Source organism: Phyllobacterium pellucidum (assembly GCF_013327855.1).
Taxonomy (GTDB): domain Bacteria; phylum Pseudomonadota; class Alphaproteobacteria; order Rhizobiales; family Rhizobiaceae; genus Phyllobacterium; species Phyllobacterium pellucidum.
On record NZ_JABUMX010000004.1, the window covers coordinates 152,199 to 172,055 of the forward strand.

Here is a 19,857-nt window from a genome sequence, read left to right on the forward strand (position 1 = left end):
CGCTGATGCCTAGTAACCCTTAGCCGCTCCGGAAGCAGCGCGGCTATCCATGGCGCCGTTATACCGCGCTCCGCCGCCTTCTTCGATTTGCGAAAGACTGGCGCCGCCGACGAGGATACCGGCGGCCTCACCCCAGATGGTCCAGTCCTTGTCGATATTGACATCGTGACCCATCTCCACCAGCAGCTTGCGCGTATCCGACGAGAGGGCATAGGGCTCCATATAGACGCGATCCGGCAGCCATTGGTGGTGGATGCGCGGGGCGTCGATCGCCTCCTGAATATTCATGCCGTGGTCGATGACGTTGACAATTGCCTCAAGCGTGATCGTGATGATGCGGGCGCCCCCTGGACTGCCGATCACCATGAATGGCTTGCCGTCCTTCGAGACGATGGTCGGGCTCATCGAGGAAAGCGGCGTCTTCATCGGTTCGATTGCATTGGCTTCGCCTTGTACGAGCCCGTAAAGGTTGGGCGAACCCGGCTTCGAGGTAAAATCATCCATCTCGTTGTTGAGCAGAACACCCGTACCCGGCGCCATCACCCCGGCGCCGAACGAGCCGTTGAGCGTATAGGTGACGGCAACGGCATTGCCTTCGTCATCGACGATGGAGTAGTGCGTGGTTTCCTTGCTTTCGCCGAAGCCTTTCGGCATCAACTTCTGCGAGACACCGGCCTTGAACGGGCTGATCTTGTCGCGGATTTCCTTGGCATATTTCTTGTCCAGCAGTTTGCTGACAGGGTTGTCGACAAAGTCGGGATCGCCAAGTGTCGTATTGCGGTCGACATAGGCATAGCGCATGGCCTCGACCATGGTATGCACGGTTTCTGCCGAACCATAGCCGAGGTAGCCGAGCGGATATCCTTCGAGAATATTGAGTATCTCGCAGATGATTACCCCGCCCGAGCTTGGCGGAGGCGAGGATACGATGTCATAGCCGCGATAGTTGCATTTGACCGGCTCGAGTTCGCGCACGCTGTACTGCTCGAAATCGGCTTTCGCCAGAACACCGCCACCCGCCTCGCTCGCTTTGACGATGGCATCCGCGGTTGCTCCCTTGTAGAACGCGTCAGGGCCCTTTTCGGAAATGGCGGAGAGTGTAGCGGCGAGATCAGACTGGACCAGTGTTTCGCCGATGGAATAGGTCTTTCCGTCGGGCTTCAGGAAGACAGCGGCCGCCGTCTTGTCTTTGGCAAGGGTCTCGGCACCGTCCTGCAGCGACGCGACGTCGCCCTGATCGAGTTCGAAGCCGTCACGGGCAAAGCGGATCGCGGGACCGATCAGCTCTTCACGCGGCTTGGTGCCGTATTTGGCACGGGCCGTTTCGAAGCCCATCACCGAGCCGGGCACGCCGATGGCGAGATAGCCATCGGTGCTTGCGCCTTTCACAATATTCCCCTTGTCATCGAGATACATCGTGCGCTTCGCGGCGAGTGGTGCGCGTTCGCGAAAATCGAGGAATGCCGTCTTGCCGTCCTTCATACGGATGGTCATGAAGCCACCACCGCCAATATTGCCTGCGGTCGGATATACCACCGCCAGCGCATAGCCGACCGCGACCGCCGCATCGACGGCATTGCCGCCGTTCTTCAGCACTTCCACTCCGACGTCGGAGGCCAGATGTTGTGCGGTTACGACCATGCCGTGCTCGGCCTTCACGGGCTCGGGCGAAGCCGCCGAGGCGCCTGTCGTCCCCGCAGCTGCCAGTACCCCGCTGAGCGTGAGAGCGCTCGCCATCGTTAAGCGATAGTCCATGATCATTCCTCCCAAAGATCGTGACAAGAGGAGAGATAATGGAGGCAGCTCGAGCGGCGTGTCCAGCAAAAGTATAGTACTTCCTGCTTATGCGTCCTGATCAAGTTCGGGATAGTGGCGAAATATGCCGGATTCATTGAAATCGAGGCGACGGTCCGATTCAAGATATCGGCTGATGTTGGGGCGCTTCTGCACCATGTCGTGCACGGCGGCAACGGCAGGGTAATCTTTGGCAAGCTTTCGCGTCGCGCGCGGGAAAGCGTAACGCAGGCCCTCGAAAACCTGGAACAGCGAAAGGTCGACATAAGTGAGACTGCCGCCCACCGCGTGCCCGCTTCCGGCTGGATTTTGCTTCAGCACGCGTTCGAAATAGCCGAGGAACTTGGGTATCCGATGCTCGATGAAATCAGCGGAGCGATGCTTGGCCGCCTCCTTCTGGTCCTCGTAATACGCGTTGGTCGAGAGCGGATGGTGCGTGTCATGCACCTCGGCGACGAAATCTGTGATGGTAAGTTGCAGCCCGTTTGCCACAAAGCGCAACGATTCATCTTGCGGCGCAAGACCGAGCTTTGGCCCGAGATAGAGAAGGATGTTGGCAACGTGCGAGACAATCAAGTCACCGTCTTTCAGGAATGGCGGCGCGAAAGGGATATGCGGCTCGGTCCGGCTTTTGAGAAATCGCATCATGGCCGCCATGCCATCAGACTGGCGTGCCACATCGATGTAGTCAGCGGCGGCTTCCTCGAGAGCGAGACGAATGAACTCGCCGCGTCCCTGCAGACCATCCCAATAATAAAGCTCATACGCCATGCTCACCTCCTGCCTCCGCTATCGTTCCGAGTCGCAAGCCAAGCATGCGATTATGGCAGCAATTCCTTTGAGCCTTGCGAGAATGCAATTGACTTCACTGATCGGCGAGCAAAAGCTTTTGCGGCCAGCATTGTCGTGAAACGGTCAAGCAGCGGCCCTATCATCGCAAGTACCCTACAACCGCGAGAACTGAAAATGAGCCTCCCCATAATTTCATCCGTCGGCTTCTGCACTTATACGAGCGAGGGGGGCGATTTCAGCACGCTTGAAGGGTCGATCCGTACAATCGCCGACCTCGGCGCCACCGCTGCCGAGCTCTCGCTTTACGGTGAGGAGATTATCGCCGGCGGCCGTATTATCCCAAGCCGCGCGGAGCGCCTGGTGCAAATCACCAAGCAGTTCGATCTGCATTACAGCGTCCACGGCCAGATCGTATCCAACTTCATGGACAGGGAGCACCTCGCCGAGCAGAAAGCCGTCGTCCGTGCCATGCTTGAACTATGCAACCGTATCGAGGCGGGCGTGCTGGTTCAACATTCCGGCCAGGCGAAGATGCAAGCGGCCACCCGCAACCGTGCGCTCGATGCGATCGAGCGCGACGCGCTCGCCGAGATGGCGGAAGTCGCCGGCCACTATGGCGTGCGCATCGCGCTCGAAAACATCTTCGCTCTAAGCGACAACGAATATCGCCAGACGCCTTCGCAAGTTGGAGAAACGGTCAGGTCCGTTGACAGCCCGCATGTCTGTGCACTTATCGATTTCAGCCACGCTTATATCGAATGCACGCGCCTCGACCTCGACTGGCGCGCGGAGATCAAGGCCATGGCGCCCGTCACCGGCCACCTGCACGTGCATGACAGCTTTGGCCGCCCCTACACCATGACGAAGTTTTATCACCCGGCGGAGGCGACAGCACTCGGCATCGGTGATCTGCATCTGCCCGTCGGCTGGGGCGACATTCCGTGGGAGGAGATCTTTGCAGAACTGACCTTCCTGCCGGATACGATGCTCATCCTCGAAATCACTGAAGACAGGTTCAAGGCTGAACAGGCGGAGAGCCTTGCGCTCGCCAACAAGCTTGCCGCCCTCGTTAACGATCGGCGGCTTGCCGCCTGATGCCTCAACGTATGGTGAAGGGCTCGGATGCGGCATAGGCCGCGTCAGGCACCTTGACCGACAGGAGCTCGATATTTCGCGTGAGGCTTGAGGGTTTCGCCGTTCCGATGAGGACGTTGGCGACAACGGGTTCGCGCAATGGAAATTGAATGGCCGCGGCAGCGAGCGGAATCGCGTTGGCTTTCGCAATATCCTGCATTGCACGAACCCGGGTCAGCACGTCGTCGGATGCCGGGCCATAATCGAAATTTGCGCCCGGAACCGGACCGGTCGCCAATATGCCGGAGTTGAACACACCGCCGATGACCAACGAAATGTTCTGCTTGCGGCAGGCATCCAGAAGACCGCCTTCCGCCGAGCGGTCGAGTAACGAATAGCGCCCAGCAAGCAAAATGCAGTCGATTGGACTGCGGGCGATCACGTCAAGACAGACATCGACCTCGTTGACGCCGAGGCCGTAAGCGGAAATGGCTCCCGACGCCTTGAGTTCTTCCAGCGCCCGCATGCCGCTATCGAGAAGCTGGCGCAAGTAGACGGCATTCTTCTCGGCGCCATGCGTATACGCGCCAATATCGTGAACGTAGAGAATGTCTATCCTGTTCAACCCGAGACGGGCATAGCTGAACTCGAACGAGCGCATGATCCCGTCATAGCTGTAGTCGTAATCGACCGTGAAGGGCAGGGGATTCACATAGGAATAATCCGGCACCTGATCCTCTGGAACCGGACGAAGCAGGCGCCCAACCTTGGTCGAGAGCACGTAATCTTCGCGCGGCTTGTCGCGCAGGAAATCGCCGGTCCGCCGCTCGGAAAGGCCGAAACCATAGAATGGCGCGGTATCGAAATAACGCAGGCCCGCATCCCAGGCAGCCTGCAACGTTTCCATGGCAGCTTCACGGGTGCACTCGCGGTAGAGACCGCCGATCGCCGCGCCGCCAAATCCGAACTCGGTGACGGCGAGCGATGTATTGCCAATTTTGCGGATATCCAAGACGTCCTCCCGAACCATTGATGATCGTTACGCTATTTCTTGCGCAGGGCATCGGCAAGCGCTGCACCGAATGCGCCCTGCGGCGCGGACTGCGGCTTTGGCGCAGGCGCGTTGGAGCGGGGTTTATACGATGGCGCGTCGCTGGGTCTTGGCCCGCGCGGCGCCGGCGCACCGCCATCCTTGCGCATCGTCAGTCCGATACGGCTGCGCTTGACGTCAACATCGACCACCCTGACCTTGACGACATCACCAGCCTTGACCACCTCGTGCGCGTCCTTGACGAAACGGTCCGCGAGCTGCGACAGGTGGACAAGGCCGTCCTGGTGCACGCCGATATCGACGAAGGCGCCGAAGGCCGCGACGTTGGTTACGGTCCCCTCGAGCAGCATGCCGGGCTTCAGGTCCTTGATGTCATCGATGCCGTCGGCAAAGGATGCCGTCTTGAACTCCGGCCGAGGGTCGCGCCCCGGCTTTTCCAGTTCGGCAATGATATCGCGCACGGTCGGCAGACCAAAGCGGTCGTCGACGAAAACGCGCGGATCGAGGGCCCGCAACGCAGCGCCGTCATTCATCAAGGCGCGCACATCACGGCCGCAGGCGCTGACGATTTTCTTGGCGACTCCATAGGCTTCCGGATGCACGGCCGAGGCATCGAGCGGCTCGGTGCCATCCGGGATACGCAGGAACCCGGCGCATTGCTCGAAGGCGCGCGGCCCGAGGCGAGCCACTTTCAGGAGATCACGCCGCGTTTTGAACGGTCCGACCTCGTTGCGATAGGCAATAATCGCTTCGGCAAGCGAGTTGCCGAGTCCGGAAATGCGAGCGAGCAACGACGCCGATGCCGTGTTGAGGTCGACGCCGACTGCATTGACCGCGTCTTCGACGACACCCTCGAGCGAACGCGCAAGACGGTACTGGTCGACATCGTGCTGATATTGGCCAACGCCGATCGATTTCGGTTCGATCTTGACGAGTTCGGCCAGCGGATCCTGCAGGCGGCGAGCAATCGACACCGCGCCGCGCAGCGAAACATCGAGGTCGGGGAATTCGGCCGCGGCGGTCGCCGAGGCTGAATAGACGGACGCACCCGCCTCGCTGACGATGACCTTCATTGGCTTCGGCGACGGCATCGCTGCGAGCATGTCGGCCACGAGCCGCTCCGTTTCGCGGCTTCCTGTTCCGTTGCCGATGGCAACGAGTTCCACCTTGTGGCTGACGATCAATCGCTCAATCTCGGCCTGGGTGCCGCGCACGTCGTTGCGTGGCGGGAAAGGATAGACAGTCGTCGTCTCGAGAAGTTTCCCTGTACCGTCAACAACCGCCACTTTCACGCCGGTGCGGATGCCGGGGTCGAGCCCCATTGTCGAACGCGATCCGGCAGGGGCCGCCAGCAGCAGATCCTTCAGGTTACGCGCAAATACGCGGATAGCCTCCTCTTCGGCCCGTTCGCGCATTGTCGTCATGAGGTCGATCGAGAGGTTGAGCGAGAAGCGGATTCTCCATGCCCAGCGCACCACGTCCATCAGCCAGATATCGGCAGCGCCACCCTTGTCGGAGATCGCATAGGCATTTGCGATCATCCGTTCAACCGGCTTCACCGGAGCCGTATCCTCGGCGTCCACTTCGATCTCGAGCGACAGAACCTCTTCATTGCGGCCACGCAGCATGGCGAGCGCCCGGTGGCTAGGGACGGCCGACCAGCGCTCGAAGTGATTGAAATAGTCCGCGAATTTCGCGCCCGTGTCGGCTTTGCCGTCGACTACCTTGGCGCGCAATACCGCACGGTCCTGCATGTAGTTGCGCAGGCGGCCGATCAGATCGGCATTTTCTGAAAAAGTCTCGACCAATATGTCGCGCGCTCCCTCGAGCGCTGCCTTCACATCCGGCACATCGTCATTGATAAAGTTCGTTGCAAGTTGCTGCGGAACCGAGGCTCGATCGGAAAGGATCGCTTCCGCCAAGGGCCCGAGGCCACGCTCGCGAGCGATCTCGGCCCGTGTGCGCCGTTTTGGTTTGTAAGGCAGATAGATGTCCTCAAGCTCTGCTTTCGTCGCGGCTGCCGCGATCTTGCCTTCGAGTTCATCGTTGAGCTTGCCCTGGCTTCGGATCGACTCGATGATCGTATCGCGGCGGGCATCAAGTTCGCGCAGGTAGAGCAGCCGCTCGTCGAGCATACGCAATTGCGTGTCGTCGAGCCCGCCCGTTACCTCCTTGCGATAGCGCGCAATGAAGGGAACCGTAGCGCCGCCATCCAGCAACTCGATCGCCGCATTTGCCTGTTCGGGCCTCGCATTGATCTCGGCTGCGATGAGGCGGGCAATACGGGCGGTGTGGGCACTATTTGCGGTCACGGGCATTTCCATTACTTATGATCGGGCGGCGACAATAGGACTGCCCGATCATGATCGCAATGCGCGAGACGCTTCGCGTCAGGGCTTTTTCAACAGCGATTTGGCGTCCTTTATGCCGAGTGCCTCCGGCCGCGAGCAGCTTGTCCTGATGTCGATGAACTTCTTTTCTTCGCCGGAGCGAAGGATCGACACCATTACATCCACCCCGTGGAGCGCGCGTTCGAGCGAGCACCGGATGTCGCGGCCCTCGATGATGGCCGCTGCCATGTCAGCGAGACCAGCAGTCCGGTAATTGGCCATCATGCCGGCCGCGTGTTTCTGGTTGGCGATACCGAACGGATGCGACCATGCCTTCACCGGTTTGACCTTCTTGCCCGGCTTCGCCAGCTTGACCTCGCCGCCAAAGAAATTCGGATCGGGAAGGAAGATCGACCCATCAGTGCCGTAGAGCTCCATGTTAGGGTGATGGTGCGCCCAGACGTCCCAACTTGCAGACAGAGTAACGGTTGCACCGCTCGCGAATTCCAGCAGAGCCTGAATAGTCGTCGGTGTCGTCACGTCGATGACTTCACCCTTGCGGGGAAGGCTCGAAATCGTCCGCGTCGTCGAAGCCATTGAGGTGAGCGCTGCGACGCGCCTGACCGGTCCAATCAGGTTGACGAGATTGGCGATGTAGTAGGGACCGAGATCGAGGATTGGACCACCGCCGGGTCGGAAGAAGAAATCAGGATTTGGATGCCAATGTTCCATGCCATGGCTGAGGACATGAGCCGTGCCTGAGGTAATGGTACCGACCTCGCCATCATCGACCAGCTTGCGGGCCAACTGGTGCGCTCCGCCGAGGAAAGTATCGGGTGCGCAACCCGCCTTGAGCTTTTTCTTCTCCGCAAGCTTTTGAAGCTCAAGTCCGTCTTTCAGCGACAACGTCAGGGGCTTTTCCGAATAAAGGTGTTTGCCCGCGCTCAGGATTTGTTTGGATACGTCAAAATGCGCATCGGGAACCGTGAGATTGACAACGATGTCGACGTCGTCGCTGGCAAGCAGCGCGTCCATCGAACGGGCCTCAATGCCATGTTCGCCGGCGCGATGCTGCGCGGCTGCCGCATTGATATCGGCGATAGCCTGCACTTTGATGCCTTTGAAGAGCGGTGCGAGATTGAGATAGGTCGATGAAATATTGCCGGCGCCGATAATCCCGATACCAAGTGACCTGGCCATGATGCTGCTTTCCTCAGTACGACTTGACGGTGGCAATGGAACGGCGGGCAAACCTCTCGTCATCCGACGGATTGTCGTGCTCCATGATGAAGTATTGCGCGGGCGTCTCGCGCAGGGTTCCCATCAATCCTTTCCAGTCGACAGTGCCGTGGCCGACATCGGCCCAGCCGTCCTCGTTCGCATTTTCGCCCGGCCGTGCAATATCCTTGACGTGAACCGCGACAATTCGGTCGCTGTGATTCTCGATCCACTGCACGGGATCGGCGCCGGCACGGATAATCCAGGCAATATCGGCTTCCCATGCGATACTCGGCGCCGCCGCGAAGATGGCATCTTGCGGCAAGCTGCCGTCGGCGAGCGCCTTGAATTCAAAATCGTGGTTGTGCCAGCCGAAAACGTAGCCCGCCCTGCTGTAGGTTGCGTGGGCGCGTTCGAGCCGCTCGCCGAAAGCAAGCCAGCCTTCCCGGTCCGCGGGCCGCAGGTCCGGCGCAAGGTGGGGGCAAAAAATCGCCTTCATGCCCAGCGTACCGGCAATGTCGAGCACCTTCTGCGGCTCGTTCTCCAGAAGGTCGATACTGAAGTGACCCGTTGGCATGGCAAGGCCGTTGGCGTCGAGGGCCGCTCGCGTTGCTTTCGGATCGGCATAGACGGCGCCGAAGCCTTCGACCTGCGCATAACCATGGCGTTTGAGCATGGAAAAGGTCTTTTCAAGCGGCGGGAAGCTGCGCGAGCTATAGAGCTGATATGAAAAATCGGTCACTACGGTTCTCCAGGATTCATGCGGGGACTAGATGCGGATTTCGCTTTCGGCGTCGAAGACGGAAGCGAGGTTGGGATTGAAGGTCAGGAACACCTTCTCTCCGGGTTGATAGCGGCGGCCCGAATCAACGCGGACCGAAATCGGCTTACCCGCGACCTTGAGCCAGACGAGACTATCGGCGCCCATCGGCTCGTCGAGATCAACGGTCGCGGGAGATGACCGCCCGGTCGGACCGGGTGCGTCGCCTATGGCGATATGCTCAGGCCGGAAGCCGAAGATGGCTGCGCGGCCAAAGGGCAGGGGCTGTTGCGCAGCGTAGGAGGCGAGGGAGATATCGAGACCATTGGCCTTGAAAACGGGACCAGCACTGTTGCCGCCAATCTCGCCTTTCAGGAAATTCATGGCTGGCGAACCGATGAAGCTCGCGACGAACAGGTTGCGCGGGCGGTTATAGATCGTCAGCGGGTCATCGAGTTGCTGGATCAGCCCGCCCTTCATCACTGCGATCCGGTCTGCTAGCGTCAGCGCCTCGATCTGGTCGTGCGTGACATAGATCATCGTATTGGCGAGCTTCTGGTGCAGTCGCTTGATCTCAACGCGCAGTTCCGAGCGCAGCTTGGCGTCGAGATTGGACAAGGGCTCGTCGAAGAGGAACACATCGACGTCGCGCACCAGGGCTCTGCCGATGGCGACCCGCTGGCGCTGCCCGCCGGAGAGCTCGGCTGGCTTGCGATGCAGCAATGGCCCGATCTGCAGGATCTCCGCAGCGGCGGCAATACGCTTTGCTATTTCCGCCTTCGGAAGTCCGGCGACCCTCAGCCCGAACGAGAGATTCTTCTCAACCGTCATCTGCGGATAGAGCGCATAGGACTGGAAGACCATCCCTATGCCACGATCCTTTGGCTCTTCCCAGGTCACGTTCTTGCCCTTGATGAAGATCTGCCCCTCGGAAATATCGAGAAGACCCGCAATGCAATTCAGCAGCGTGGACTTGCCGCACCCGGATGGTCCAAGCAGGACCAGGAACTCGCCGTCGGCAACATCGATATTGAGGTCCTTCAGGACACCGACCGAACCGAAATTGAGCGAGAGATCTTTGATCGAGACGCTGTGCAACTGGGTCATCCTTTGACGGCGCCAGCGGCAATGCCCCTGACGAAATACTTGCCTGAGAAGAAATAGACGAGGAGAGGGACGGCGCCGGTCAGAATGGTGGCCGCCATGTTGACGTTGTATTCCTTCACGCCCTGCGTCGAGTTGACGATGTTATTGAGCTGCACCGTCATCGGAAAATTCTTGGTCCCGGCGAAGATCACGCCGAAAAGGAAATCGTTCCAGATGCCGGTTACCTGCAGGATCACGGCAACAACGAAGATCGGCAGCGACATGGGCAGCATGATCTGCAGAAATATCCGCCAGAAGCCGGCACCGTCGACACGCGCGGCCTTGAAGAGTTCAGGAGGCAGGGAAACAAAATAGTTGCGAAAGAGCAGCGTCAGGATCGGCATGCCGAAGATCGTATGGATGACGATGACGCCGGTGAGCGTGCCGAATATCCCAAGTTCGCGGGTGATGATGACCAGCGGATAGAGCATCACCTGATAGGGGATGAACGCGCCGAAGATCAACGCGGTGAAGAACAGCTCGGAGCCCTTGAAGCGCCAGTTCGACAATGCATAACCGTTCACCGAGGCGATAATGATCGAGAAGATCACGCTCGGTACCAGTATCTTCATCGAATTGAAGAAGCCAACCTTGATGCCCTCGCAGTAGAGCCCGGTGCAGGCACTGTTCCACGCTGTCGCCCATGGCTGGAATGTCACTTCGACCGGCGGTGAGAAGATGTTGCCGAGGCGGATTTCCGGCATGCCCTTCAGCGAAGTCATGACCATGACGTAGAGCGGAATGAGGTAATAGACCGCTGCGACGATGAGGATCCCGTAGATCATGATCGAGGTCGGCGACCCGATGCGACGAGGCCGCCGACCGCGTGGCCCTGCAGGATTGACGAGGCTCATTTGCCCACTCCCAGCGTGCGGTTTCTCGGCCGATACTCATAGAGCGCCCACGGAACGAGGATGATCAGTACCGTCGTCAGCATGATCGTCGAAGCGGCGAGGCCCTGTCCGAGGTTGCCGCGCGAAAACATGAAATCGTAAACGTATTTCGCCGGAACTTCCGAGGCGATGCCCGGACCGCCATTGGTCATGGCGACGACGAGGTCGTAGACTTTCACGATTGTGGCGGCGATGATCACGAGGGTCGTCGCAAAGACCGGACGCATCATCGGAATGATGATGAAGAGATAGGTCCTCCAGGTGGGAATGCCGTCGACACGTGCCGCCTTCCAGATCTCGTCATCAATGTTGCGAAGCCCGGCCAGCATCAGCGCCATGACAAGACCGGTGCCCTGCCATAGGCTGGCGATGACAATCGCGTAGATCGTAAAGCGCCCATCGGTCAGGATCGGGAAATTGAACGTCTCGAAGCCGAGGTCGCGCACGACTTTCTGCACGCCGTAGGCGGGCGTCAAGATCCATTGCCAGACGAGGCCAGTGACGATGAACGACAGGGCATGGGGATAAAGGAAGACCGTGCGGAAGGTGTTCTCGAAGCGGATCTTCTGGTCCATCAGCGCAGCGAGGATGAAGCCTAAAACCAGCGAAAAGCTGAGTGCCAGGATGCCGAATATGGCGAGGTTTCGCAGCGATACGATCCACCGCGAGGTCGTGAACAATCGCCTGTACTGATCGATTCCGACGAAATCCAGTGTCGGCAACGACCGCGATGAGGTGAACGAATACACCACCGTCCAGAGTGTGCAGCCGATGAACACGACGAGCACCGTCGCGATCATCGGAACGGCGGCAATCTTCGCGTTCAAATTGCGCAAAGGTGCAAAGGGGCGGGTCGCGGCCATGAAGTGTCTCCAACCTTGCGATAGGCGCCGGCCTTGCGAGCCGGTCGCTATCAGGGCGTCATGTCCAGCGGTTCACTTTGCTTGGCTGATGATTTCGACGAAACGCGCCTGCGCGTCGTCGACCGACATATCCTTGTTGGCGAAGAATTCCGTATTCAAATCTTCGAGCTGGCCCTGCGCGTCGGAAGAAAGCGCCTGCTCGATCGAGGGAAGCACATTATTGGCGTCAGCCAGGATCTTGATGCCTTTCTGCATGCAGGCGTTGGCTGCCTCCATGTCGATATCGCCGCGTATCGGCAAAGAACCCTTGGCAAGGTTGAAGGCCACCTGGGTCTCCTTCGAAACGAGCATGCTCGCCAGTTTCAGCTGGGCGCGCGTGACTTCGGGATTGGCATTCTTCGGGAAATAGAACGCATCGCCGCCCGTATCGAGTATCGGGTGGACGCCGAGGCCCGGCAGACAGTCATAGTCCGTTCCGGCGACTTTGCCGGCAACGCCGAATTCACCTTGTGCCCAGTCGCCCATGATCTGCCCGCCGGCCTTTCCAGTCAGCACGAGTGAGGTTGCCTCGTTCCACTGCCGGCCGACATAGCCGGGATCGGCAAGATCGCGCGCGTTGGCGAAAGCCTGCCAGACCGCCTTCATTTCAGGACTTGCAGCCGCATCCTTGTCCTTGTCGTCCATGATCTTGAGATAGAGGTCCCTGCCGCCGAGCGTCGCGAGCATCACGCGGAAGATACCGTCGACCTGCCACGCATCGCCGGTCGCAAGTGGGATGATGCCCTTCTCTTTGAGCTTCGGCGCCGCGGCCACGAACTCGCTCCAGTTGGTGGGAACCGGCGCACCCGCTTCCTTGAACGCGCCCGGGTTGATCCACATCCACTGCCACGAGTGAATGTTGACCGGCACGCAGTAGATCTTGCCTTCATACTTGCAGGAGTCGAGGAGCTTCGAAGGGCGGATGAAGTCGGCCCAGCCCTCCTTGGCTGCAAGCTCGGAAAGGTCGGTCATCAGCCCTGCCTTGACGAGATCTTCGGCATCACGGCCGGTATTCAGCTGCGTCGCCCCCATGGGATTGCCGCCGAGAATGCGGCTGACGATGATTGGGCGAGCTGTGGTGCCGCTGCCAGCGATGGCGCCATCGACCCATTTGTCACCGCCAAGCTTGTCATAGGATTGCGCAAGGACTTTTGCCGCCGCCGCTTCGCCGCCGGATGTCCACCAATGGGTGACTTCGAGATCAACGGCTCGCGCCGAGCCTGCAAAAAGCAAAGTCGAAGCCGCGAGAGCGGCAAGCATCGAACGGTAACGCATCCTATCCTCCCAAATCTGAAACGTTACAGGTAGGCTAGTTCAAACTCCGGCACGATGCAATTCCCGAGCGATGATTTTTTATTGGGTTCCCGTTTATTTTGGCCTGTATCTTCATTATAGCATTGATTTGTCTTATTTTTCCTGTCCGGAAAATCTTGTCTGATGGGTTGCGCTGCCAGGGTCCAGCGGAATAGAGACTGATTTCCGCATGGAAAAAGTCGTCGCATGGCTCTGTACATTTTGTTCAAATTTTGAAACGATACAGCCAATGTCAACTTCAAGGTTGTGGCCAAGCGGCAATGAAGCCAAAGAAAAGCGCCCGATCCACTGCACCGGACGCCGGACCGCCCGCAGACAGCGAGCGTCCGACGCTGAAGACCATTGCCTTCATGGCCGGCCTCGGCGTCACCACAGTGTCGCGGGCACTCAAGGATGCTCCCGAAATCGGGCAGGCAACGAAGAACCGCGTTCAGCTCATTGCCAAGCAGATCGGCTACCGCCCCAATCGCGCCGGGGTCCGGCTGCGAACCGGCAAGACCAATGTCATCAGTCTCGTTCTCAATGCGCAATCGGAGATCATGGGGCTCACGTCAAACCTCGTCTACGGCATTACCGAAATACTGTCGGAGACGCCGTATCATTTGACGGTCACCCCCTACTCGGTCGAGAACGACCCGATGCAGCCGATCCGCTATATTGTCGAGACCGGTTCGGCGGACGGGATCATCATGTCTCGCACCGAGCCCAACGATGCGCGTGTTCGCTACCTGACTGAACACGGCATTCCCTTCGCCACCCATGGACGCACGGAAATGGGCATCGAGCATCCGTTTCATGACTTCGACAATGAGACGTTCGCCTATATTGCGGTCAAAAGTCTGGTAGAGCGGGGGCGCCGCAGGATCGCCATGCTTGCCGGACCTTCGCCGTCGGTCACGTATTACCGGCACCTCGAGCGAGGGTTTGCCCGGGCCATCAGCGAAGGCGGCGTCAGTTCATTGTCTTTTTCGGGCTTCGATGTCGATACATCGCTCGCCGGCATTCGCGACCGTATGGTTGAAATTATGTCCGGACCGGACCGTCCCGATGGGATCGTATGCTGCAGCGGCAGCGCGGCGATCGCCATTGTGGCCGGTATCGAGGCGGCAGGTTTGGAGATCGGCAAAGACGTTGATCTCGCCTCCAAGCAGTCGACCGACGTACTGAAGTGGTTCCGCCCCCAGATCATCGTCTTCAATGAGGACGTACGCCAGGCAGGCCGGGAACTGGCAAGCGCCGTGCTTCGGCGTATTGCCGGCATCGATGCCAGCGAATTGCAGACGCTAAGCTATCCGGGCGAAGGTCATGACTGATCCGCCGGTTCGGACTTCAAGCTTCTTCAAGGTAGAGCTCGAACGTGATGCAAACGGGGTTTTCTCCGCGAAGGAGTTGCCCTTGCGTTATCCTTCCCAGTGTATCGACCATGACGATCTCGAGCCTTGTGAGATTCTGCCGTGTCGAGACAAAGCCATCGATGACGAATACCTCGGTTGCAATGTCATCAACGGACGTTCCGTCCGCATAGCGCGCGCCAATCAGGCTGCCGACACCGCCGCGCAATCGGGCATTGGAAAAACCGCTCGCCCGGCAGATCTCTTCGAGCGTCTCGATGATGTCGACGTTAGGCCGGACGCGTGCCACTACGATGCGAGGCCCTTTAGCCCTTGGAACCTGTGCAGTCTTTATAGGATGAAACAGGGTGAACGCCGTCTCCGCATCGGGTTGTGATACCATACGCACGTCGTTCGTGCCCCAGGCCGTGGCGCGGATTGGCTTTGCCACGATCGTCTCGTGCGGCAGGACATGACCACATCGCTTCCTGCCCTCGGCCTCAATCCATGTCGCATGGCAGTGAATGAAGGGATGACCGTCTCTTTCCCCAAATGTCACATTGCCGCGTTCGAGCTGCGCCTCGCCTTCGGGTGAATTCGTTTCGCTATACCAGGCTGCATGGTGGCCATCTGTCGACAGCGCCGGCATCAGATAGTGGAGGGGCGCGAAACTTCCACCCTCAAGGACGATTGAAGCTGCCGTCAGGCCAGCCTCCGCGAGGGGGAGGGCAATCGCCTCATTAATACTGAGGCCCGTCTTCAGGGTAAATTGCAGGTATTCCCCGGAGCCGATTACACTTTCGAAGGGGGCTTTGGCCGCCGGGCCCGGCTGACGCAAACGTCGCTCAAACATGGCGTGCAAGCGCGATCAGGCGCTCCCGAGGAGGAGACAATTTCAGGAGGGCGAACCGGACACAGATCATCGGTCCACATTATAGAGCGAACGCGCCCGCTCAAGTGAATATTTCCCTCGCGATTTGGGGCCATCTGGGATTCAATTTTGCCTTTCGCAAATTCCACTGATAGGCTGATCCACAATATGGATCGCGGGTCACAATGATGGAACAGACGGTAGTACCAGCTCACAACGGCTCGCAGAGCGTCGATCGGGCCCTCGGCCTGCTCAGCCTCGTCAGCTATTTTGGTGACGCAGGTGGCGCCCTCAGCGAAATCGTCGAGCAAAGCGGACTTAACAAGCCGACCGTACGGCGACTGCTCCTGGCCCTCATCCGCTCCGGATTGCTGGAACAGGATGCGCGATCGCGGCGCTACTTTCTCGGGCAGGAGGCCTATGTACTCGGCACCCTGGCCACACGCCGATACGGCCTCCTGCAGATCGCCCGCGATAGTCTCGGCGTCCTTTCGGGCAAGACGCAGGATACGAGCTTCCTGTCGATTCAGCGCGATCATCACGTGGTCTGCCTTCATCGCGAAGAGGGAACCTATCCAATCAGAACCCATGCGCTCCAGGCCGGCTATCGCCACCCGCTTGGTGTCGGCGCGGGTTCACTCGCCATTCTTGCCGCACTTGACGACGACGAGATCGAGGCTGCCCTTTCCGCCAACGAGCCAGAGCTCCTCAAGGAGTTCCCCGAACTTGCTCCACCGCAAATCCGCGCGGATATCACAACTGCGCGGGAACGCGGCTTTTCCTTGAACCCGGGCCGCATACTGCCAAACTCCTGGGGCGTCGGCCTCGCCATACGTTATCCGGACGGGCGGCCGGCGGGAGCGCTCAGCATCGCCGCCATCGACAGCCGGATGCAGCCCGACAGGCAGGTCGAACTTGCCTCGCTGATGCGCAGTGAGGCACGAAAGATCGAAGCGCGGCTTGCCCATCTGCAGCCGGCTAATGACAGGCCACGGGGCTTGGCACCCAAAGGACGGTCGATACAGCCGAGGACCTAGATTATCGGGGGAAGAATCATGGAACGCATGTCGAATCGGGTGATGAATCTTTCGGGGTTTCTTGCTCAAACGGTGGCGCGATTCCCCGATGAGGTGGCACTCGCGTGGCGCGACCAAAACTGGACGTGGAGCGGGATACACCGCCGGGTCAATGCCATGGCGGCGGCGCTGCAGAGGGAGTACGGGGTAGGGAAGGGCGATCGCATCCTCGTCCAGTCGCAGAACTGCAACCAGATGCTCGAATCGATGTTCGCCTGCTTTCAGCTCGGTGCTGTCTGGGTTCCAACCAACTTCCGCCAGACGCCCGATGAAGTGGCCTATCTCGCCGCGGCGAGCGGCGCGAAGGGCATGATCTGCGGTAATGGGTTTCCGGAGCATGCTTCCGCCTGCCGGGCTGCCAGCTCCGACCTTGCCTTCGCCATCGCCATCGGCGACGCCCCGTTCGGCGAGGATTATGACGCGATCATCGAACGCTTCGAGGGCGCGACGGTAGAGACGGCACCGGTCGATCATAACGACCCGTGCTGGTTCTTTTTTACCTCAGGAACAACCGGGCGGCCGAAGGCAGCCGTGCTTACGCATGGTCAGATGGCTTTCGTTATCACCAACCACCTTTGCGACTTGATGCCGGCGACGACGCGCCTCGACGCGTCGCTCGTTGTCGCCCCGTTATCGCACGGTGCGGGTATCCACCTTTTGACTCAGGTCGCCCGCGGTTCGAAGACGGTGCTCCTGCCCGGTGAAAAGCTCGATGTTGCCGAGGCCTGGCGCCTCGTCGAAACCTGGCAGGTCAGCAACATGTTCACGGTGCCGACAATCCTCAAACTTCTTGCCGAGCACCCCTCGGTCAACGAGCGCAACCATTCTTCATTGCGCTACGTGATCTATGCCGGCGCACCGATGTATCGCACCGATCAGGTGCACGCGTTGAAAGCCTTGGGACCGGTCATCGTTCAGTATTTCGGGCTTGGGGAAGTTACGGGCAATATAACCGTTCTGCCTGCAAGCGAACATCATTTAGAAGACACTGACGATACGCGTCCTGGCACTTGTGGCTATGCGCGCACGGGAATGCAGATCTCGATTCAGGATGATGCCGGCACCGAACTGGAGCCGGGGATGACCGGCGAGATCTGCGTGATCGGCCCGGCTGTCTTTGCCGGTTATTACGAAAATCCGGAAGCCAATGCGAAGGCCTTCCGCAACGGCTGGTTCCGCACCGGAGATCTCGGCCATATGGACACGGCAGGGTATCTCTTCATCACCGGGCGGGCGTCCGATATGTATATTTCGGGCGGTTCAAACATCTATCCGCGCGAGATCGAGGAAAAGATCCTCAGCCATCCCGACATCAGCGAGGTTGCGGTGCTCGGTATCCCAGATCCGATGTGGGGCGAGGTTGGTCTTGCCGTCTGCGTACCGCGTGACGGGGCCAGTCCCGACACTGACGCAATGATCGCCTGGATTGACGGCAAGATGGCGCGCTACAAGCTTCCAAAACGCTTTGTCTTCTGGCCGGAAATGCCGAAGTCGGCCTATGGCAAGATAGCCAAGAAACTGATCCGCGAAGAATTGATCAGGCGCGGCGACCTGGAAGGCCCGACCGCCTAGCATTCATACGCCGTCAGTTTTCTTTCGGCCCGTCACGACGTGCATGATGATTTTGCTGACGATGGTTCCATCGTTGGCCTTGGCATGGACCTTCGTTTCGAAGTCTTTTCGCAGCTGCTCAAGCTCTTTAGCCGGTAGCAGGTTGAGTTGGTGCCAGGCGGGATGCGCGAGGGATTTCTCCCAGACGAACAGTGCTTCCTCAGTCAACATTCTATGCTCCTGCATCAATTCCGGGCTGATCTCGGCCACCTCAAATCCGGAACTCTCGAGCAACTCTTTGCATTTTTCGACTGTATTGGCGATGGTGGCATAGGGCAGGTCAATTCCATGCGCTTCTGCGACTTCGGCAATGATACTGTTAATGCCAAAGGGTTCGCCCGGTGCATCGAAAGTCACCATCCCGCCTGACTTCAGCCAGCGGTTCCATTGCCTGAGCGCCGCGTGTGGATCGGACAGAAGTACGAACGCCGAGGAACACAGGATCCTGTCGAACGCGTTATTATCAAACGTCGCCTCCTCGACATCTCCCTGAATGAACTGAATGTTGCTGAGATTATCCATCCCGGCCTTGAAATGCGCCTGCGTGAGCATTTCCGCCGATAGATCGATGGCGACAACGCCACCTTCATCCCCAACCATTTTCGCGGCCTGCAGCGCCAACCGGCCTGTGCCCGTGCCGATGTCGAGCACGCAATGGCCCGGTTCGATATCGGCATGTCGAATGATCACAAAAGCGAGTTTCGGAAAAATCGCGTCCTGGTCGTAAGTCTCGCTCCGGCGATCAAAGTAGTCGGTCGTCAAACCTTTGAAATCATGATGATTCTCGGCTTCCTCACGCATGGGATGCCGTACGCCGATATCGAGTTCCAAACGAGGGGACTGCACTGCCGAGGGTGGCGTGGCAATGAGGGGCTGGTTTCAACGATTTTAGTCGAACGCCTGGCGCATTTGACAAGGTTCCGCCCACCTTTCTCTCCTGAAATATAACTTAATTTTGTAAATAGACTCTACATTTAACTCGAATTCGTCTTGAAATGTTCCATTGCCGCCATGTGGACCGCTGCAAGGGTTTTCCCCACCTAGACTGCGTTCAGCAAGCGCCACTATCGGGTGCAAGCTCTACCGTATACCCGGCAATGGCCTTGAGCTTTGGAAAACAATGCTGCGAGCCGGTCGCCAAGATCACCACCCCATCGTAGTTCTCAATCATCTGCCGCAGGTAATCCAGCTCGACATGTGCGTGGCGATCATGCGCGTCCTTCACTTCCGAGCGCTTGCCGAAGAGTGCGTCCGCCTCATCGAAGAGCAGCACACCGCCACTTCGCTCCGCCTCATCGAACAACTGCTTAAGGTTGCGCTCGGTTTCACCGATGTACTTGCTGACGACGGCCGAAAGATCGACGCGGAAGAGTTCGAGGCCTAGCCCTGCGGCAATGATGGCGGACGCACCGAGCCTGGCTGCACTGTCACCGCCGGTGAGAAGAACTGGACTTGCGCCCGACGACCCGCGCAATGCTTTCCGATCCAGACCGCGCTCTGCCCGAATCCGATCCAACGTCTCGTTCACGCGCTGGGCGGGTCTTTCACCCTGCAAGACAAAGGCCGTTTTACCGGCAGCCGTGTCGATCCGCTCTATGAAACCTCGCAGCGTCTTCGCCATGGCAATTGTCGCTCCCTTCGGGGTTGGACGATGAAGCAGTAATTTAACCCCGCATCGCCAATACCTACTTATA

The 19,857-nt window shown here is 59.0% G+C and carries 17 protein-coding genes; 4 read left to right on the forward strand and 13 right to left on the reverse strand.

Annotated elements, in window-relative coordinates; genetic code table 11:
- Positions 1-9: 9 nt before the first annotated feature.
- Together ggt and HQ945_RS17335 are read right to left on the reverse strand one after the other, a co-directional pair.
- On the reverse strand, positions 10-1,737 hold the full coding sequence (ggt, locus tag HQ945_RS17330; protein ID WP_228020129.1) for a gamma-glutamyltransferase: 1,728 nt from the start codon (positions 1,735-1,737) through the stop codon (positions 10-12).
- Positions 1,738-1,842: 105 nt separating this feature from the next.
- Positions 1,843-2,565, reverse strand: coding sequence for a glutathione S-transferase (locus HQ945_RS17335; protein WP_113281326.1), 723 nt, complete (start codon positions 2,563-2,565; stop codon positions 1,843-1,845).
- Between the two features lie 195 nt (positions 2,566-2,760).
- On the opposite strand from HQ945_RS17335, the gene HQ945_RS17340 reads away from it, so the two are divergent.
- Positions 2,761-3,681: a sugar phosphate isomerase/epimerase family protein gene (locus HQ945_RS17340; protein WP_036814647.1), complete on the forward strand. Its 921-nt coding sequence runs from the start codon at positions 2,761-2,763 to the stop codon at positions 3,679-3,681.
- A gap of 4 nt (positions 3,682-3,685) precedes the next feature.
- Here HQ945_RS17340 and HQ945_RS17345 read toward each other — a convergent pair whose 3' ends face one another.
- The 8 genes from HQ945_RS17345 to HQ945_RS17380 all read right to left on the reverse strand — a co-directional run bounded on the left by HQ945_RS17345 (position 3,686) and on the right by HQ945_RS17380 (position 13,235).
- Positions 3,686-4,672 (reverse strand): aldo/keto reductase, encoded by a 987-nt coding sequence (locus HQ945_RS17345; RefSeq protein ID WP_027232188.1) that lies wholly within the window; start codon positions 4,670-4,672, stop codon positions 3,686-3,688.
- A gap of 32 nt (positions 4,673-4,704) precedes the next feature.
- Complete coding sequence (locus tag HQ945_RS17350) at positions 4,705-7,023, reverse strand: Tex family protein (RefSeq protein ID WP_425500666.1); 2,319 nt, start codon at positions 7,021-7,023, stop codon at positions 4,705-4,707.
- Positions 7,024-7,101: 78 nt separating this feature from the next.
- Positions 7,102-8,241 carry a Gfo/Idh/MocA family protein gene (locus HQ945_RS17355; protein ID WP_091951034.1) on the reverse strand — a complete coding sequence of 380 codons (1,140 nt, stop codon included), beginning with the start codon at positions 8,239-8,241 and terminating at the stop codon, positions 7,102-7,104.
- A 13-nt stretch (positions 8,242-8,254) separates the two neighbouring features.
- Positions 8,255-9,001 carry a sugar phosphate isomerase/epimerase family protein gene (locus HQ945_RS17360; RefSeq protein ID WP_343051253.1) on the reverse strand — a complete coding sequence of 249 codons (747 nt, stop codon included), beginning with the start codon at positions 8,999-9,001 and terminating at the stop codon, positions 8,255-8,257.
- A 27-nt stretch (positions 9,002-9,028) separates the two neighbouring features.
- On the reverse strand, positions 9,029-10,126 hold the full coding sequence (locus tag HQ945_RS17365) for an ABC transporter ATP-binding protein (RefSeq protein ID WP_113281328.1): 1,098 nt from the start codon (positions 10,124-10,126) through the stop codon (positions 9,029-9,031).
- Positions 10,123-11,019: a carbohydrate ABC transporter permease gene (locus HQ945_RS17370; protein WP_113281329.1), complete on the reverse strand. Its 897-nt coding sequence runs from the start codon at positions 11,017-11,019 to the stop codon at positions 10,123-10,125. The genes HQ945_RS17365 and HQ945_RS17370 overlap by 4 nt, the downstream gene beginning before the upstream one ends.
- Complete coding sequence (locus HQ945_RS17375; protein ID WP_027232194.1) at positions 11,016-11,921, reverse strand: carbohydrate ABC transporter permease; 906 nt, start codon at positions 11,919-11,921, stop codon at positions 11,016-11,018. Before HQ945_RS17375 ends, HQ945_RS17370 begins: the two co-directional genes overlap by 4 nt.
- A gap of 72 nt (positions 11,922-11,993) precedes the next feature.
- Positions 11,994-13,235, reverse strand: coding sequence for an ABC transporter substrate-binding protein (locus tag HQ945_RS17380; protein WP_091923339.1), 1,242 nt, complete (start codon positions 13,233-13,235; stop codon positions 11,994-11,996).
- 299 nt (positions 13,236-13,534) lie between these two features.
- On the opposite strand from HQ945_RS17380, the gene HQ945_RS17385 reads away from it, so the two are divergent.
- The gene (locus HQ945_RS17385; RefSeq protein WP_113281330.1) at positions 13,535-14,587 is read left to right on the forward strand and encodes a LacI family transcriptional regulator; all 1,053 of its coding nucleotides are present in this window, start codon (positions 13,535-13,537) and stop codon (positions 14,585-14,587) included.
- Positions 14,588-14,603: 16 nt separating this feature from the next.
- Here the strand turns inward: HQ945_RS17385 and HQ945_RS17390 are convergent, their stop codons facing one another.
- The gene (locus tag HQ945_RS17390; protein ID WP_113281331.1) at positions 14,604-15,458 is read right to left on the reverse strand and encodes a PCC domain-containing protein; all 855 of its coding nucleotides are present in this window, start codon (positions 15,456-15,458) and stop codon (positions 14,604-14,606) included.
- A gap of 206 nt (positions 15,459-15,664) precedes the next feature.
- Between HQ945_RS17390 and HQ945_RS17395 the strand changes: the two genes are divergently transcribed.
- Both HQ945_RS17395 and HQ945_RS17400 read left to right on the forward strand, forming a co-directional pair.
- The gene (locus HQ945_RS17395) at positions 15,665-16,513 is read left to right on the forward strand and encodes an IclR family transcriptional regulator (RefSeq protein WP_113281423.1); all 849 of its coding nucleotides are present in this window, start codon (positions 15,665-15,667) and stop codon (positions 16,511-16,513) included.
- 18 nt (positions 16,514-16,531) lie between these two features.
- Positions 16,532-18,124 (forward strand): acyl-CoA synthetase, encoded by a 1,593-nt coding sequence (locus HQ945_RS17400; protein ID WP_113281332.1) that lies wholly within the window; start codon positions 16,532-16,534, stop codon positions 18,122-18,124.
- A gap of 3 nt (positions 18,125-18,127) precedes the next feature.
- Here HQ945_RS17400 and HQ945_RS17405 read toward each other — a convergent pair whose 3' ends face one another.
- Complete coding sequence (locus HQ945_RS17405; protein ID WP_113281333.1) at positions 18,128-18,994, reverse strand: class I SAM-dependent methyltransferase; 867 nt, start codon at positions 18,992-18,994, stop codon at positions 18,128-18,130.
- Positions 18,995-19,214: 220 nt separating this feature from the next.
- On the reverse strand, positions 19,215-19,784 hold the full coding sequence (locus tag HQ945_RS17410; protein ID WP_174208333.1) for an AAA family ATPase: 570 nt from the start codon (positions 19,782-19,784) through the stop codon (positions 19,215-19,217).
- Between the last annotated feature and the right edge of the window lie 73 nt (positions 19,785-19,857).

Excerpts from the sequence above, each read along its gene's own strand:
- ggt (WP_228020129.1), bottom strand. The coding sequence starts at position 1,737 with ATGGCGAGCGCTCTCACGCTCAGCGGGGTACTGGCAGCTGCGGGGACG.
- HQ945_RS17335 (WP_113281326.1), bottom strand. The coding sequence starts at position 2,565 with ATGGCGTATGAGCTTTATTATTGGGATGGTCTGCAGGGACGCGGCGAG.
- HQ945_RS17340 (WP_036814647.1), top strand. The coding sequence starts at position 2,761 with ATGAGCCTCCCCATAATTTCATCCGTCGGCTTCTGCACTTATACGAGC.
- HQ945_RS17355 (WP_091951034.1), bottom strand. The coding sequence starts at position 8,241 with ATGGCCAGGTCACTTGGTATCGGGATTATCGGCGCCGGCAATATTTCA.
- HQ945_RS17365 (WP_113281328.1), bottom strand. The coding sequence starts at position 10,126 with ATGACCCAGTTGCACAGCGTCTCGATCAAAGATCTCTCGCTCAATTTC.
- HQ945_RS17370 (WP_113281329.1), bottom strand. The coding sequence starts at position 11,019 with ATGAGCCTCGTCAATCCTGCAGGGCCACGCGGTCGGCGGCCTCGTCGC.
- HQ945_RS17375 (WP_027232194.1), bottom strand. The coding sequence starts at position 11,921 with ATGGCCGCGACCCGCCCCTTTGCACCTTTGCGCAATTTGAACGCGAAG.
- HQ945_RS17380 (WP_091923339.1), bottom strand. The coding sequence starts at position 13,235 with ATGCGTTACCGTTCGATGCTTGCCGCTCTCGCGGCTTCGACTTTGCTT.
- HQ945_RS17385 (WP_113281330.1), top strand. The coding sequence starts at position 13,535 with ATGAAGCCAAAGAAAAGCGCCCGATCCACTGCACCGGACGCCGGACCG.
- HQ945_RS17390 (WP_113281331.1), bottom strand. The coding sequence starts at position 15,458 with ATGTTTGAGCGACGTTTGCGTCAGCCGGGCCCGGCGGCCAAAGCCCCC.
- HQ945_RS17395 (WP_113281423.1), top strand. The coding sequence starts at position 15,665 with ATGGAACAGACGGTAGTACCAGCTCACAACGGCTCGCAGAGCGTCGAT.
- HQ945_RS17400 (WP_113281332.1), top strand. The coding sequence starts at position 16,532 with ATGGAACGCATGTCGAATCGGGTGATGAATCTTTCGGGGTTTCTTGCT.
- HQ945_RS17410 (WP_174208333.1), bottom strand. The coding sequence starts at position 19,784 with ATGGCGAAGACGCTGCGAGGTTTCATAGAGCGGATCGACACGGCTGCC.